16 protein-coding genes are annotated in these 16,199 nt (G+C 60.1%); 2 read left to right on the top strand and 14 right to left on the bottom strand.

The genetic code is table 11. From position 1 onward, the window contains the following. From NZK35_RS34530 to NZK35_RS01155, 12 genes are all read right to left on the bottom strand, one after another. Positions 1 to 774 carry a CPBP family glutamic-type intramembrane protease gene (locus tag NZK35_RS34530; protein ID WP_259630755.1) on the bottom strand — a complete coding sequence of 258 codons (774 nt, stop codon included), beginning with the start codon at positions 772 to 774 and terminating at the stop codon, positions 1 to 3. Then, positions 771 to 2,297 (bottom strand): hypothetical protein, encoded by a 1,527-nt coding sequence (locus NZK35_RS01105; protein WP_259630756.1) that lies wholly within the window; start codon positions 2,295 to 2,297, stop codon positions 771 to 773. Before NZK35_RS01105 ends, NZK35_RS34530 begins: the two co-directional genes overlap by 4 nt. Before the next feature lie 70 nt (positions 2,298 to 2,367). Beyond that, entirely contained in the window at positions 2,368 to 2,943 is a 576-nt protein-coding gene (locus tag NZK35_RS01110; protein WP_259630757.1) for a hypothetical protein, read from the bottom strand. 135 nt (positions 2,944 to 3,078) lie between these two features. Next, positions 3,079 to 3,972 (bottom strand): GYF domain-containing protein, encoded by an 894-nt coding sequence (locus NZK35_RS01115; protein WP_259630758.1) that lies wholly within the window; start codon positions 3,970 to 3,972, stop codon positions 3,079 to 3,081. A gap of 156 nt (positions 3,973 to 4,128) precedes the next feature. Next, positions 4,129 to 4,635, bottom strand: a complete 507-nt coding sequence (locus NZK35_RS01120; RefSeq protein ID WP_259630759.1) for a TadE family protein — start codon at positions 4,633 to 4,635, stop codon at positions 4,129 to 4,131. 47 nt (positions 4,636 to 4,682) lie between these two features. Continuing rightward, on the bottom strand, positions 4,683 to 5,711 hold the full coding sequence (locus NZK35_RS01125) for a VWA domain-containing protein (RefSeq protein WP_259630760.1): 1,029 nt from the start codon (positions 5,709 to 5,711) through the stop codon (positions 4,683 to 4,685). 46 nt (positions 5,712 to 5,757) lie between these two features. Further along, complete coding sequence (locus NZK35_RS01130) at positions 5,758 to 6,186, bottom strand: TadE/TadG family type IV pilus assembly protein (RefSeq protein WP_259630761.1); 429 nt, start codon at positions 6,184 to 6,186, stop codon at positions 5,758 to 5,760. Further along, on the bottom strand, positions 6,179 to 6,655 hold the full coding sequence (locus NZK35_RS01135; RefSeq protein ID WP_259630762.1) for a hypothetical protein: 477 nt from the start codon (positions 6,653 to 6,655) through the stop codon (positions 6,179 to 6,181). Before NZK35_RS01135 ends, NZK35_RS01130 begins: the two co-directional genes overlap by 8 nt. A gap of 137 nt (positions 6,656 to 6,792) precedes the next feature. Then, entirely contained in the window at positions 6,793 to 8,148 is a 1,356-nt protein-coding gene (locus NZK35_RS01140; RefSeq protein WP_259630763.1) for a metal ABC transporter permease, read from the bottom strand. After that, the gene (locus NZK35_RS01145; RefSeq protein WP_259630764.1) at positions 8,148 to 9,743 is read right to left on the bottom strand and encodes a metal ABC transporter permease; all 1,596 of its coding nucleotides are present in this window, start codon (positions 9,741 to 9,743) and stop codon (positions 8,148 to 8,150) included. Before NZK35_RS01145 ends, NZK35_RS01140 begins: the two co-directional genes overlap by 1 nt. Positions 9,744 to 9,882: 139 nt before the next feature. Beyond that, complete coding sequence (locus tag NZK35_RS01150) at positions 9,883 to 10,716, bottom strand: metal ABC transporter ATP-binding protein (protein WP_259630765.1); 834 nt, start codon at positions 10,714 to 10,716, stop codon at positions 9,883 to 9,885. 32 nt (positions 10,717 to 10,748) lie between these two features. Next, entirely contained in the window at positions 10,749 to 11,762 is a 1,014-nt protein-coding gene (locus NZK35_RS01155) for a metal ABC transporter solute-binding protein, Zn/Mn family (RefSeq protein WP_259630766.1), read from the bottom strand. A 375-nt stretch (positions 11,763 to 12,137) separates the two neighbouring features. Between NZK35_RS01155 and NZK35_RS01160 the strand changes: the two genes are divergently transcribed. Continuing rightward, positions 12,138 to 12,509, top strand: coding sequence for an RNA recognition motif domain-containing protein (locus NZK35_RS01160; RefSeq protein ID WP_259630767.1), 372 nt, complete (start codon positions 12,138 to 12,140; stop codon positions 12,507 to 12,509). A gap of 224 nt (positions 12,510 to 12,733) precedes the next feature. Beyond that, positions 12,734 to 13,150, top strand: coding sequence for a hypothetical protein (locus NZK35_RS01165; RefSeq protein WP_259630768.1), 417 nt, complete (start codon positions 12,734 to 12,736; stop codon positions 13,148 to 13,150). A gap of 3 nt (positions 13,151 to 13,153) precedes the next feature. Here the strand turns inward: NZK35_RS01165 and NZK35_RS01170 are convergent, their stop codons facing one another. Both NZK35_RS01170 and NZK35_RS01175 read right to left on the bottom strand, forming a co-directional pair. Next, positions 13,154 to 14,647, bottom strand: coding sequence for a class I SAM-dependent methyltransferase (locus NZK35_RS01170; RefSeq protein WP_259630769.1), 1,494 nt, complete (start codon positions 14,645 to 14,647; stop codon positions 13,154 to 13,156). A 37-nt stretch (positions 14,648 to 14,684) separates the two neighbouring features. Further along, the gene (locus tag NZK35_RS01175; protein WP_259630770.1) at positions 14,685 to 16,058 is read right to left on the bottom strand and encodes a tetratricopeptide repeat protein; all 1,374 of its coding nucleotides are present in this window, start codon (positions 16,056 to 16,058) and stop codon (positions 14,685 to 14,687) included. Positions 16,059 to 16,199: the final 141 nt, after the last annotated feature.

Raw genomic sequence — 16,199 nt, forward strand, 5'->3', positions numbered from 1 at the left:
CTACCAAAGATGCCAGGTGCCGGTCAGGCAAACATAAATGCCCAGGATCAAGTTTGTGACACCGTGAGCGATCACACAATTCCAAAACTTTCCCGTTTTCACCATCAGCCAGCTGACCAGCGAAAACCACAACGCCGCGGCGATGAACTCGGCCGGGTGCGTCGCGATTCCGTACACCGTACCGATGATCAAACCGTTGCGGCCGATTTCATGCAGCGACAGCGCGGGCCAGTTTTCCGCTTCGAAGGCCCGCATCACAAACCCACGCAAAAACAATTCTTCCGCGATCGGGACGCAAACAGCCAGCAAGGTGAAACGCACCATCAGAAAACCAATCAATTCGAATCCCGGTGGGTACGTCGCAAATGGATTGACCCCTTCGCGTTGGGGCAACCAATCGCCCGACAGTCCCACGGTCTCGATGAGTTGGCGTTCCAGATCGAGCGAACAGACTCCGATCCAAACCGCCGCGCCGACGATGCCGACGATCCATCCCCAGCGATCGATCGCCAACGGAAACTGACGGACGATCTCTTTACCGAACCAAAGCATCATCGCCGACATCGCCACGACCCGAGCGATGACGGAAATCAAGTACGCCTGGGCGTTGATGGTTTCGCCGTCGCGGACCGGGCTGGTGTCGATCGCTGCGGCCAGCACAAAGAACATCAGCAGCGGCACGATCATGGCCGCTTTGCTTTGCCACGTCGCCACGGTCGGACCGCCCGAGCCTTGCGCCGGATCGTGGACCGGACGCTGCACTGGATCGCTCACAGCGTGTTGGAGTCGACTTCACGACTGTAGACGGCCAGGACGGTTTCAAACGTCTCCGAGCGAATCTTGTATTCGGGATTGGAGTCGGTGTATCGATTGCAGTGATCGACCAAGACCCGATACAGGAATCGAAACAGATGCCGGGGCACGCGCAATGAGTTGAATGCGGAGATGATCCGTGCGTAATCCAAATCCGCAAACAGGTCCTTCGGCTCGGGGGATTGCCCAGGCGCCGCACAGGCCATCATTCGGGCGCGGGCCAGATCGTAGAGGGATTCGCCGGTCCATTGAAACGACGGAATCACGTTTTGTTTGTCCAGTCGGGCGCGCTCGTGAAAATCACGTGACTCGCGTTCCATGTCTCGGTGCAAATCCTGGGGCAGCATCAATTTGAATCCGATCCCCGGATGCTTGAGTAGCTTGTTGTCCAACAGCGGCCAAACAAACAGCCGCATCAGTTCGGTCTTGCCCCCGGTCATGTGGGGTTCGTCGACGCGGTCCATCAGCACGATCATGCCGGAATAGCCGAGTCGATCGATCACCGACTGGAACTTGTTCAGCAATTCGTAGCGGTCGTCGGTCCGGTCGTAGCGCGGCAGGGGTTGGCTGGCCAGTTCCTTGGTGGGAATCCAATGCAGCAGCTTGCGCGTGGTTCCGATTTCCCGTTTTCCGACTCGCATGTGTCGACGAATGCGAAACGCCGCCCACCACGTTTTCAGCAGACGCAGCAAGTAGGGCGCCGACCCGATCAACATCAAAAGAGGCGCCAACCAGAGGTAATCCCAAACCGTCTTGGTCGCCACCACTTCGCCGCCTTCGGCCGCAGCGGCATCCCCGCCACCGGATGAGGTGAACATCAGGTAGACGAATCCGCAGGCAACGATCACGCTCCAGACGCAGGCGAACCAGCAGCTGATTTTTGCGACCACGTTGTTGTAACCGAGGTGACGTCGCAGGTCATTCCAACGATCGACGAAGGAGCCGTCGCTGGATTGGTCGTAACAGGCGGCCAACAGCAGCAAGTCACGCGATGCCGTTCGGTCCAGCTTCGAGAGTGCCTGGCGATCGATCCCGTCTTCGACGTGGTCGGCTTTTAAGATCTGATCGACCAGCTTGGTGACGCCCAGGCACAGAATCGAATCCATGTGGTCCCAGAGCTTCCATTCCTTGAGCACCCGTTCCGGCTTGCGATTGGTGCGTCGGCTCAATCGTTCACTGAAATGATCCAGGAACGGATTGAAGTCGTCGTAGGCGATCGTGTAGACCCGTTCGGCGGGGTGTTCTTGATTGAACTTCTGGAGGTGCCGCCGGATCTGCAACCGCATCGCGGTCTTGCCGGATCCTTTGGGGCCGAACACGATCGCGGTCGACGGTTCTTGGGGATCGCCGTAAACCTTGTCCCAGACGGGATGGTAGGCGTTGGCAATGCAGTGTTCCTTGAACACCTGATCCGTCTGGGCGTCTTCTTCGGCAAACGGATTGCGGATGATCCCGTGGTGCTCAAGCAAACTCTGGATATTCATATTCGAATCATTGCCTCGTGCTCAGAAACTCAAGAGCGGTGCTTGAAACCCATACCGTGACGTCTCGGTCTCACTGACCGATCGACTTGACCATCGCCACAAACTTTTTACGGTTGCCCTTCACCACGTCGGCCGGCCCGATCATCTTGATGAAGAATTGGCGTCCTTCCGGCTCGATCAAGATCGCGCCAGCCATGGCGTAGTTTTCGCGTTGGACGACTTTGCCTCCGGCGAACGGTCCACCGCCCATCCGCTCGGCATAGGCGCCGCTGACGTCGACGATGTGGACCGTCCATTTGCCGATGTCCATCTTTTCGCTTTTTTGGTCCGCTTCGTCGCCGCCGGAAAACTGACCTTTCCAACGCTTGATGTTGGCGTCGACGCTACCGCCGGCAGCCATCATCGTCAATCGCGCCGTCGACTCGCCTTCGCCGACCTTGAACTCATGCTGAACGATCCGCGAAGCCGGTTGCGTCCGTTCGAATTCCGCGGGAACCTTCAACTCGGCTTTGTCAAACACACTGACCGACTCCGGAGCTTTCTCCGTCTCTGCGGCAGTGGCCGGGCTGTCGTCGACAAGGAAGGCCGACGAAAGGAACGCTGCGATCAGGACGACAGGTCGAAGGGCTGGATATCGGTTTCGCATCTTGGGGACTCCGCGATGGTTAGGTGAAAACGGGAAGACAGTGCTCAATCAGACAGTGTTCAATCTTGGAACACTTTAGCCGATCAGGCAAAGAGTACGAAAGTCGTCGGGCACGGTTACGAACCAAATCTCGCGTCAACCACTGGTGGAGGCCACCAGGAATAGGGTGACGATCAGGCCGACGACGAGGGCCGCAAGAATGGCGACCAAGGTGATCCGCCGTGACGAGCGTTTGCGCCGGACGGCACCAATTTTTGCGTCACCGGCGAATTCAGAGTGGATCCGGCTGGTCTTTTCATGGGCGATCGGCGTCGTCAATTTCGACCCGCTGGGGCCGTCGGAGAACGGATCAGCGGTTTCCAGTGACATCGAACCCGGCAGGGAATCGGCGATTTCGGGCAGCGCTTCGGACGCTTCACGCCACTGCGGCCAGCCGTCTTTCCACAGCAATGCGGTCCTCGCCACGCGTCCCTCGTCGATCCAAACCTTCAACATCGCCGAGGTGGCCGGCCCGTATTGTCCCCCGCTGGGTGGACGGACGTACCAGGTGGCGGTCGATTCGCTGGACAGCAATTCCGGTTCCGCCCCGGCCGATGGGACCGTGGAGTTCGCCGCGGCCGTGCTCGCCGCGTCTGGGGTCGCCGGTTGGTTGGCTGTCGGTCTGCTTGTCGCCGGTTTTCTCGCTACCGGTTGCTGGCCGCCGGGAAGCTGCTCGGTTTGCGGAGCATTCGCTGCGGACGGCGATACCTCTTCTGACGGCGATACCTCTTCGGACGGCCGGGGGGCACCGTTTTGCTTGACCGCTGTTTTGGACGTCGCCGGTTGCGGTGCGGCGGCGGCCGGTTCGTTCGGGGTGGCTGCTGTTCCCGCCCCAACGCCGGTCGGGGCGATCGGCGTGGAAAATTCAGTGTCGGTCAGCGGGATGCGAAACTTGGTACCGCACTCGGGGCAGAGTCCACGACGGCCCGCCAACTCGGTTTTGATATTCAGCGGTTTCCCACAACCGTGACACGAAAAGCGGATACCCATCGGACTGCATTGAAAAGACTGGAGCGGAGATCCCGATTCGCAATCCGGCGACCGCGAGTGGGAGAAGCGACCAGTGTAGCTCATTGCCGTCGTCGCGTAAGCTTCCGGCTTGCGTCGTCGTCGTGGCGTTCGCAGGAAGCTTGCGCCACGTCGGATCTACAGATTGGCGGTTTCCCGCTTCATCGTCAGCGTTCGGATGATCTTTCTGCCGCCGGTGAACTGTGGCGGCACAAACGTGTTGGCATCCAACGAGACCTCGATGGTCATGGTCAATTCGGGCGTCTGGTTGTTGATCGTGCCGGGGGAAACGTTGACCGTGGCCTTCTGCAGTCCCAAGGTTCCCAGCACGTTGTTGGCTGCCGCCCGCGCGTCCGACGCGGTTCCCCCAGGGACGATCGCTTTGCGACACCCTTCGTACACGGCGTTATCGACGGTGTGTCGAATCATCGAGACGCGACAGAATTCAAAGGCCGCGAAGAAAAAGAAAAACAACAGCGGGGCGACGATTGCGAACTCGACCATCGCCGCACCGCGTCGGCGACGCCCGCGGCGGCGGTTGACTCGCCGCCGGCTGACTCGATTGCCGGTCTGCACCGAGCCACGCGGTCGGCGATCGGATTGGAAACCCGCGTTGGTTTGGAAATCCGTCGTTGGGGCGTTCACGTGGTTGTCACTCCGGTTTGTCGCCATCGCTGCATGGTTTGTGGCTGTCATTCTGTGATCACCGTTCCCAGGGTGAGAGCGATTTCACGATAGGCCTCGGTCAGTTCGGCGGCACTGAGCGCGTGAAAGTGTTTGCCTCCGCCGATTTGCGCGACCGTCCGCATGCGGTCTTGGTCGGCGCCGCTGCCGAAGGTGATGGTATGGATTTGGATCCGATCGGCGGCCAAGTCCGTGGCCACGGTGCTCGGCTCGGGGCCTTCGTTGTGCAACCCGTCGGTCATCACGATCATCGTCCGTTCCACGAACGCTCGGTCGCGTCCGTCCTTCATGATCGCCTCACCGGCTCTCATGCCGCGGCTGATGCTGGTGCGACCGCTGGTGACCAGGGCGGACAATCCATTGGTCACTTCGACGAGGTTGGCGGTCAATGGGACATCTTCGGTGGCAAACTCGCTGTAGGATGCCAAGCCGACTTGCTCGTTGACCGGGGTGGTGCCGAGTGTGGCGACGAACACACCGATCGCTGTTTGCAGATCGGCGAACTTGGTTCCACTCATGGAACCGCTGCGGTCGACCACCAGGATGACGTCGCGTTCGATGTACGTTGCCGCCGCGGTCATCTCGGGTTCAAACGTGCTGAACCCTAAGACGTTTCCGAACAACAACGGGATGGCTCCGGACGCGGAGCCGCTGGTGCGCCGGCCGGTCACGCGGACGGTGTTCAGCGGAGTCGCGCCTTGGCGAAAGACGAAGCGTCCGTCGGCATCGAGATCGCTGCGACCGAATTGGAAATCACCGGATTCCAATTGCAGCGGTTGTCCGTTGACTCGATTGAGCAGCGCGATCTCCTGGCCTTTGCGAATCGCCAGCGACGTGTCAAAGGTCTTGGACAGTTCTTGTGAAGCCGCTTGGGATGCCGCGTCGGTGGCCGAGCGCAATTCCGTTCTCGAGAGGTGCATGTGTGCGATGTCAACCGAAAAGGCGACCGTGGCGAGAAACCCGATCAGCATCACGAGGATCAAAACCAGCATCGCACCCCGGCGTTGCCGGCGACGCGTCAAACGGTGCTTGACCATGGGATTGAAACGATTTGGTTTATCAGTGGGATGGGGCACGGTTGATCTATTCCTTCAACATCACGACGCGGGCGACCAGCGTTCGGTTGGTGACAAATTCGCCCGCGATCGGACTGTTGGTTCGTGTCGGGGCCGAGACTTCACAGACAACCTGTTCGCCACGTTGCAGCTCGTCCACGCCGCTGGGAAATCGAATCTCGAAGTCATTGACGCTTCGGGATTCCAGGATCGCCAATCCGCGCGCGTCCGCTTCTGCCTCGGTGCTGCCCGATTGCGAGGCTTCTCGAGCGGCCTCGTAACAGGCGACGCTGAGGGACTGTTTGAGAAAGATGAAGCTGGACGCCTCAATCGATCCGAAAACCAGCAGCACGATCACGGGCAAGCAAACCGCGAATTCAACCGCAGCAACCCCGTCTCGTTTCCGGCGTCCCTTTTGCACGCCGAGAATCGAACTGCGTTTGAAGGGGTTATGCATTGGACGGTTCCTTTCCTGCCTCGTCGGTTTCGGACTCAACCGGGTTCGTTTGACCGTCGGCATCTCGGAGCCGCATGACGTCGTTGAAGTGGCACGCCATCTCTTGCCAAAAATCGTTGTCGCGGAACTTCAGCGGGGCAACCGCGCGGCCCGCCTTGATGTCCTTGAGCGTGTTGCGCAATCGCAGGATTGGGCCGGCAAAGCGATGGCTCAGCTTCAACGTGTCCCAGACAAACGCCGGGATCAAGGCGACCGTGATCACGAAGAACGGCAAGAACCGACGAACGGTGTCGCCGAATGTCTGTCCCCAGTCGGCATCGGGTTGCTCAAACAATCGGATCCAGAACGTGAGTGCGATCGTGTTGCAAACAAAGAACACAATCCAGTGCAACGCCACGCGGCGGACCAGGCTGCCCTGGACCTCCGAATCAACAAGCGTTCTGCTGCGTTTAGCGGGAATTGTAGCCATCGTCCTATCTGATTGATTCGTGGTTGATCGGTGGCCCGCGGACTCTCGCAGGCACGCCCTCGTACTCCGTCAAATTCGAAGTTGAAAAAGCACTAGGAAAACCGTAGGCCACGAATTAGGCCATCAGCGGGGACTTTTTAACTCTCGTCGGGAATTGGCCGGCCGTGCGGGTCTTCGACCGGTGTGTCGGTCTCTTTGGCAAGCTCGTCGCGCAGATTGCGGTCGGTGAAGTGCTCGAATCGTTCCGCTTGGTCATGAATCCTCTCGGCGCCGCTGCCCGCCCGGTCGACCAGGTATTGTTCCCACAATCGGTGTGACCGGACCAACCGTTGTCCCCGTTCGCGTCCGACGTGGGTCAATTGCAATCGATCGTGCTGATCGGCGACTTCACCGCGTCTGCGCAGCATCGCCAGGGCGGCCTTCATCGACCAATGGGACGCGAACAACTCCCCGGCCAACCAGGTCGCCGTGGGCGGCTGTTGTTCCAGTTCTTCGCCCCGAAAGAGCGACGCAACGATGTCATCGCAGAGGATGCGAAGCGACAGCAATTGGCGTCGGACCAGTTTCACCAACACGCCGTGTCTGGGCCCGAGCGTCGCGGCAGTAAAAAACAGGCCACCGGCGGCCACCGCGATCATGCCCGACGTCGTCGTGCTGCGGTATCCCATCCAAGCCGGAACGCTGAGCGCCAAAACATGGCCGAGTACCGCCGACACGATCGCCAACGCGACGCTGATTGCAATCATCAGGCCCAACCGATCGGTCAACATGTAAGCCGCCGCGGCGGGCACGATGAACATCGCGACCACCAAAATGCTGCCCACACTTTCGAAGCACGCGACGGCCGTCACCGAGACGAGAATCATCAACCCGTAGTGCATCCACTTAGACGAAAACCCCATCGTCGTCGCCAGCGCCGGATCGAACGAGGTCAGACGCAGTTCCTTGAAAAAGAGTAAGACGAACAACGCGTTGACGACGGTCACCACCGCAAGGACCACCGCCGCTCGGGGCACGTCGCGACCGCCGACCGAGACCGTATCGAGCGGAGTCAACTCGATCGATCCATACAGCACGCAGTTCGGATCCAAGTCCACCGCGTCGGCGGTTTGAACCAAGATCACCAGCCCGAGCGCAAAGAGTGAGGTGAACACGACGCCCATCGAAGCGCCTTCGTCGACACCCCCGGCGCCGCGAATCCACTCGGTAAACACAGCCGTCAACAGGCCGACGATCACAGCACCGACAAACATCGCCGGACTGCTGCGGGTCTGGGTCAACAAAAAGGCCACCGCGATCCCCGGCAGTACGGCGTGTGTGATCGCGTCGCCCAACATGCTCATCTTGCGGAGCACCAAAAAATTTCCCAGCAACGATGACGCGACGGCCGCCAAGCCGCCGATCACCACGATCCAGCCGTCCAGACCCCAGTTCCACGAAAACCCCAGGGGAAGCATCTGTCCGATCCATGCAACGAACGGTTCGCCGGTCATCACTGGTGTCCCCCCGAGTCGTCGTGTGGCGGCTCCACGCCGGCGTGTCCCTCGGCGTCGGTTCCCAGGACGCCAATTGCTTCGCCGGAGCCGAGTGGTCCGTGAGGGCTTTGCGGCACCGGGATCGTCATGCCCTGTTCATCCAGCAAGTCCTCCAGCTGATCGATCACTTCCGGCGCCAACACGTGCTCGATCTTGTCGGCGTCGCGGTCCACGTTGGCCGTCGCGACGTCCGCGTAGGCGATCAGATACATTTCCCACAGACGGTGCTGACGGGTCAGCCGCGCCGCCTCGGTGAATCCGGCTTGGGTCAATTTGCAGGCGCCGTCTTGAATCCGCAGCAGCTCGTCTTCGACTGCCCGCTCGATCGCCCGGCTCAAGCGTCGCCGCGACCAGCTGCGCATCGAAAGCAACTTGCCAAGACTGACGGAGATGCGTCGCTTGGCGCGCTCGGCCAGGCCCGAGTCGTCTAACCCGCCGGATGATTTTTCGAGTTGTTCATACATCGCCCGCAGCAAATGCTGGCGATCGATTCGACGGTTCAGCCGCATCCGGCGAATCAACCGAATGATCACGCCGCGTCGCGTCCCCAGCATCATGCTGACAAAGAAAAACAGCGAACACACCAGGACGATCATCGCACCCGAGGGCAGTCCCGGGAATAACGCGCTGACCAATCCACCGACAATGCTGCCGCCGGTCCCCAGCAACGCCGCCCACAGCATCATCCGCCACATCGTTTCGGTCCAGAATCGCGCCGCCGCCGCCGGAATCACCAGCAACGCGATCATCAACACCAGCCCCACCGCCTGCAGACCGACGATCGTCACCAGGACCACCATCGTCATCAAGCCGGCGTCGAGTGCAATCACGGGAAACCCCTGCGCCCCCGCAAACCCTTCGTCAAAACACAACAGTTTGAGTTCTTTGAACAGAACCAGGCAGCCGGCGATGACGATCAGCGAGGTGACGGCGATCAATCGCGCATCGGCCGCCCGCATCGAAGCGGTTTTTCCATAGATAAAGCCTTCCAAACCCGCCGCGTGTCCCGTGTCCATCTGTTGGATCACACCCAACAACGCGACGCCGGCGCCGAAAAAGACACTGAGCACGATGCCGAGCGCCGCGTCCTCCTTCAGCCGTGTTTGGTTGCGGATCACCAGAATCACCGCAACACCCAGCAACCCGCTGGCGGTCGCGCCGACCAGCAACCAAGGCAAGGATTTTTCGTCCCCGCCGAACCAATTGGCGGCGATGAACGCGATCGCGATCCCCGGCAAACTGGCGTGGCTGAGCGCATCGCCCATCAGTGCACGCTTGCGCAACAGCGTGAAACTGCCGACCAATCCCGAGGCCCCGCCGAGCACCGCGACGCCGAAGATCACGATCCGCGTGTTGTAATCCTTCATCAGCAACACGCGGCCCCATTGCGTATCGGTCCACTGGAATGCGGAGGATTGCGATGAAGCATCTGGCGACGGTCTGCCCCGCGCGTGACAGACGGTCGCCGAGACCGTCAACAAGGCCAGCAACAACAGGCCACGAGACAGCCGCACACCCCGATCGCCCGAAGCGATCCCGGCCAACGCGTTCATCCTGCTCGTCTTCGCATGCCACATCGTCGGGTCACCCAATCTCAAATCTCAAATCTAATAGCTAACCGCTAACCGCTAACCGCTAACCGCTAACCGCTAATAGCTAATAGCTAATAGCTAATAGCTAATAGCTAATAGCTCAAAGCGAACTTTCCCGTCGCCGCATTGCCTCGGTGACTTCGTCCAAGAGCGTCAATCGTCCTCCGTAGGTCTTTTGCAGATTGTCTTGCGTGAAGGTTTGCGAGACCGGGCCTTGTGCGACGACGCGCATGTTCAACAGCACCACGTAGTCGAAGTATTCGGGAACGGTTTGCAGGTCGTGATGGATGACCGCCGCGGTCTTGCCACGCTCTTTCAAATCTCGCAGGATTTCGACGATCGCCCGCTCGGTGGCGGCGTCGACGGCGGCGAAGGGTTCGTCCATCAGGTACAGGTCGGCGTCTTGCACCAGGGCCCGTGCCAAAAACGTGCGTTGCTGTTGGCCGCCGGAAAGCTGGCTGATTTGACGATCCGCCAAGTCGCCGATCCCGACCCGGCCGAGTGCTTCGCGGGCCTGTTGGCGATGTTTCTTGCGAACCGGTCGGCACCAACCGATTTTGTCGTACAGCCCCATCGCGACGACATCCAGGGCGCTGACCGGGAATTGCCAATCGACACTTTCACGCTGCGGCACGTAACCGACCCGGTGCCGGTTTTCTCGGTAGGTATCGCCGAACACACGGACGCGACCGGATGCCCGCGGAATCAGATCCATCACGGCTTTGAGCAAGGTGCTTTTGCCGGCCCCGTTGGGGCCGACGATTCCGATCAATTGACCGGCGGGAAGATCGAAGCCGACATCCCAGATCACCGGCTTGCGGTGGTAAGCCACGGTCAAATCGTAGACCGACAACGGCACGTCTGCGCCCGCTCCATCGTCCCGGGCCGCCGTCGGAAGGTTCGCGTCATCATTTCGTTCTGGTGGGTTCAGCATGGTTGGATCCGGCCGCCGCTGGCGACACGCCGTCAATGCTCCGTTTGGCCGCTCAGCTTGCCTTGAAATCCGCCGGGATCTGCCTGGCCGCCGAGCGCGCGTGCGGTGGTCGTCAAGTTGTGGTCCAGCATGCCGATGTAGGTTCCCTCATAGCTGCCTTCGCGGCCCATCGCATCACTAAACAAGGTGCCGCCCTTGGTCACCGTGTGCCCTTGGCTCGCCGCGCCTTCGATCAAGGCCTCGACATTTTTCGGCGACACGCTGCTTTCGACGAAGACGGCTTTGACGTTGCGACGGATCAACAGATCAACCAGCGCGTTGATCTGTTGCAGACCGGCTTCGGACTCCGTCGAGATCCCCTGAATGCCCCGCACGTCCACCCCGTAGGCGCGCCCGAAGTAATTGAACGCATCATGGGAGGTGATCAGCAAGCGACTTGCTTCGGGGATGGTGGCGATGACCCGCAACCCATAGGCGTGCAACCGCTCCAACTCGGCTTGATAGGCCGCGGCGTTCTCCGCAAATTGAGCTCCGTGTTCGGGCGCCAACTCGGTCAGTTTATCTCGGATCAGGTCCACGCATTGGCTCCACATCGAGATGTCGTTCCAGACATGGGGGTCACCGTGCGCCTCGCTTTGGCCCGTCGGTTGACTCGCGTCACCGGACATCAAGCGGCTGCGGTCGATCGCGTCGGTCACCGCAAACACCGGTTTGCGCCGCCCCACTTTCTTCAGGGTGTCGGCCATCTTTCCCTCCAACATCAAACCGCAGTAGAAGACGGCGTCCGACTCCATGATGTCCTGGACGTCGTCACGCGTCGGCATGTAGAGATGCGGGTCGACCCCGGCGCCGCAGATCTGTATCACCTCGATCTGATCGCCGCCCACGTTGCGGACCAAATCGCCGACCATCCCGACGGTCACCACCACTTGCAGCTTCTCCGCGGCGCCGGTTCCGTCACCGCCTGACACCCCGGTCGGCTTGCCGGAACCGCATCCGAGGCTCAATCCGGCGACCATCAAAAGACCAATCTGGCAGATTTTCATGAACTTTTTTCCTTGCTTGTCTTCGTCTAGCGGACCGCAATCTACGCCCATTGTGGCCCCAAGCCCAGCGGAGGAAACGAACAAAAACCGCTCTATGACGGGCAGAATGGCTGCTTTGCCCCCCACCTTTCGTCTCCCCAGAGCACGGGAGTGAACAAAATGGCACCCATATTTTTGGGTATCCACTTGTAATCCCCGAAAGAATCACTCCCAAGCGACCTGGAAATCGTGTTACACTTACCGCGTGTGCGGACGGCGGTTGTCGTTGTCCGGCTAGATCGAAGACCGAGACTCTCAGAACGAAATGGACGCCTATTGTGCGTCGCGGACAGCTCCGAGTGATGAGGCCTTCCGGAATTTGGAGCTGTAGTAGCGATGAAGATGTATGTGGGAAATCTGGCTTGGGCCGTAACGACGGAAAAGCTGGAAGAGATTTTTGGCCAGTACGGTCAGGTCGATGATGCGATTGTTTTGACCGATCGCGAAACTGGTCGAAGCCGTGGCTTCGGCTTTGTGACGATGCCCGACGAAGCTGCCAAGGAAGCAATCGATGCTCTCGACGGACAAGACTTCGAAGGCCGACCGCTGCGGGTCAACGAAGCCCAAGAGCGAGCGCCGCGTGGCGGCGGTGGTGGCGGCGGCGGCGGCGGTGGTTACCGTGGCGGCGGCGGCGGCGGTGGAAACCGCGGCGGCGGCGGCGGCGGAGGTTACGGCGGTGGCGGCGGTGGTGGCCGCGGCGGCTGGTAAGTCACCTTGAGCCATCGTGCTTAAGTCATGTGGGTCGTTGCCGGCCCACACTCAACGAATTCATGAACGCGACCCGAGTCGAAACAGACCGGGTCGCGTTTGTTTTTGGCTTCCCCCGTCTTTGATCGCGGTGACGGGCGGCGTTCCCCGCGACTTCTGTTTCCCGGCCGCATCGGTCCTGCTCCGTCTGGCCTCGATGCCGACCGTGTTGCTATGCTTGTTTCATGTTCGCATGGCTCAACAAGATCGTCACCCGTTCCAAGCCCTCCGCTGCACCCTCGCAGGGCACGCGTGTTCCGCCGGCGGACGATCTGCGGCAGACGTTGCAGGTCGCTACGGTCTGGCAGGTTGTCGATCGATTCTTGACCCGGAATCCTGCACCCACGCCGTTCGGTGTCCACGCATTGGTCGATGCCGGTGCCGCGAACTTGCTGGATCCTTCCGAGTTGATTCAGGTGTGCGAAAAGATTCGGGAGCACGGCTATCAGTATCCGATCAATCCGACGTTGGTCCAGGAATTGAAGCAATCCGAGCTGTTGGAGTTCTTGCGTTGGCACGGGCAAAACGAGGTGGAGCGAGAGTATTACGCCAACGAGATGACGCTCCGTGAACTGATCCAGCAGTTTCGCGCCGACCGATAAACGTCAGCGGTCCGTCGCGACCAGGATTCCGTTTTTCAGCAGCGAGCGCACCATGGCGGTGCCCTGTTTCCGCCCGGTTTCAATGGCCAGCCCCACTTGATTGGCGAATCGGTCCAGACACTCCAGGACGGGCCGGCTGCCATCAAACATTTCAAGCAGCGTGCGCACGTATTCGTCGATGCCGATCGAGACGGGTAATCCATCGTCGAGGTGGAGCACGATCGAATCGCGTTGCCAACGAAACTCTTTCCAGTGCGACGTCTCGACCTGACGCAACCCATTGGCGACGGTCAATCGGCTGGCCAGCAACGCGTCGCCGTCGTCACTCAGGGCCAGGTCTCGATTGGAGAAGCCGCGGGCGATTGCGTCGCCGATCGGTTGGCGGATCGGTTTGGTCAGTTGTGTCACGTCGAACCAGTTCTTGCCGCTTCGACGTCGGATGAAGACAAAGCCGCCTTGGATGGCTTCGACCCGCTGCTCTCGAAAGTAGTTTTCCCACTTCGCCTGTTGCGTTGCCAATTCCGCTTCGTCGGAAATCGTTTGGGCCAATGTGTTGCGGGCATAGCTGGCCGGAAGCTGTCGATTGGCCGGCAGGATCCAGGCATCACAACCGGAATCTGCCAGCCAGCTGCGGAGTCGATCTTGCCAGTCCTGGCCTTGTACTTCGACCCATTCGCAGATCGTCTGCAAGATGCCGCCTTCTTCTAGGTGGTCGGCCGCTTGCGAGAGCATCTGCCGGACAAATCCGTCCAATTCGATCGGACTGAATCGATACGTCGTCATCGCGTCGGGCGAAATGACGAATGGTGGATTGGCGAGGATCAGGTTGAATCGTTCGCCTTTCACGACGTCGAAGAGTTCTCCCGTGACGGCGCGCAAGTTGTCGAAACCGTTCAGCGCGGCGTTGAAGCGGGCGAACGCTTCTGCCCTCGGATTCAAGTCGGACGCCACCACGGTTTCACTGTGTGGGCAGGACAGAACGCCGTGCAGAGCGAATCCGCTGCACAGGTCGAGCGTTTTGCCGACGGGTTGGCGGATCGCAACGGCATTGAGGTGCAGCGCCGCGTCGCACAGCGCGGGCACGAATTGTTTCTCGTCCTGGTACTCGATTCGCTGCAGATCGGAGGCCAGCAGCGCCGTGCCGACGGGGGCGACGAGGGCGGTCGGGCGGTAGTCGGTTCCGTCTTTGATCAGCAAGCCGCACTGCAGGCACGAGCGAATGAAGCCCTCTGGCAGCAGTGCGTTTGCCGTCTCGGCATCGACCGCCGTCCCCAGGAAGAACGCATGGGCCAGCACGTCGAAGGGCGTTGCGTTTTGATTCAGTCTGCCATCCAGCGTTGCCCTTTGTGCGGCTGGCAATCGGTCGCTCGGCGGCGGCACCAGCAATCCGAAGCATTCCTCCAGTCGGGGCGAGGTATAGCCGGCGGCATGGCAAACGTCACGAAAGAGCTTCGCTTCCTCCGCTCCCAGGGGAGTCGGCGTTTTAACGGAGAACACGGGATCAGAGTCCTTCAGGGGGGATGACGAATCGGTATCAATCGGTTGAGTTTCGTGTGGCGGTGAACAGGTATCCCGTCACGCTGTCGTGGCCTTCTTTGCGGACTTCCGTTTCGGTGGCCTCGTTGACGGAGAACCCGCGTGCGTGCAGCCAATTTCGAATGCAAGCCTCGGTGTGTTGGTAGCGGCCGCTCGTTCCTAGTCGAAAATCATCCAGATCGGCTGACGCCGTTTGCGATGCCAATTTTTCGATGCTAAACACCAACGCTCCGCCGGGCCGGAGTGCGGCTGCGGCGGCATTGAAGGTCGGACGCAAGTCACCGATGTAAATCAGGGTGTCGGCCGAGACGATCAAATCGAAGGGCTCGGAGCAGTCGATCAGGTATTGCGTCAGCTCCGCTTCGACCAATTCGTCATACTGGTTTCGTTCTTTCGCCTTGGCCAGCATCATCGGCGACAGGTCCACGCCGACGAGATGGCTTGCCAAATCTCTCAGGTACGGGGCGCAGAGTCCGGTTCCGCAGCCCAGGTCGACGATCCGCATCGTGCCGCGATCTTCACCGGCGACAAGCGAGTCGGCGATCTTTCCCAACCGTTCGGGGACGCAGTAGTCGAGTCTGGACAGCAGCGAGTCAAACGTTTCGGCGAATCCATCAAACGTTTGTTTGACATAGTCCTGTGAAGCTCGCTCGGGAACGTTCTCGGGGGCACCACAGACCAGCACAAAGTGCTCCGCAATCGGGTTTCCCGGATCCATCGCCAGCCATTGTTGATAGATTTCCAAGGCTTCGTCGAGACGCCCGGCTAGCCGCAATGCCCTTCCCAGGCCGTCTCGGGGCGCGATGTACTCTGGGGAGATCGCGATCGACTTTTGGTAGGCTTGGACGGCGTCATCGAGTCGGCCGAGTTTTTCAAGTGCGGCACCCAGCGAATGCCACGCCGTTGCGTCCTCTGGATTTAATTCGGTGGCTCGGGTGTAGGCCGAAAAGGCATCCAGATGACGGTGCAGGTAATCGAACACGTGACCCAAATGCAAGTGCGACTGGGCATCGTCGGGGGCGAAATGGATCGCCCGCTCGAAGGCGTCCAAGGCCTCTTCGTACCGTTTCTCGCGGACCAGCATGTTGCCGAGGTTGTTGAGTGCACCTGGCTGATTGGGATTGATCGCGATCGACTGGTTGACGCGTTCAATCGCCAGGGGAGTGTTCCCCAACTGGGCCGCGATGACACCGAGCAATTGCATCGCATCGGTCTGCTTCGGATCGAGTTCTAAAACTTTGTTGTACAGAGACTCCGACTGGGTCAAATCCCCATCGCGATGCAACGCGATGGCCTGTTTCAACAGTTCTTTTGATTCGGTCGATGCCTCACTCGCCATGATGTCGGTCTTCCGCCGGATGCAATTGGACAAAGCAACAATAACTGCACCGCCCGTTCGTCGCGGGCGATCTTCTGAAAAGCGAGTTTAACGGACGACGGCAATCAGGCCCAGCGGCAGATCGGCTGGCCAACTGCTGTGGCACTGTGATCGCCGCTGCTCGTGCTGCTGTTG

Origin of the sequence: Stieleria sedimenti, from assembly GCF_025060895.1 — a bacterium.
Classification (GTDB): domain Bacteria; phylum Planctomycetota; class Planctomycetia; order Pirellulales; family Pirellulaceae; genus Stieleria; species Stieleria sedimenti.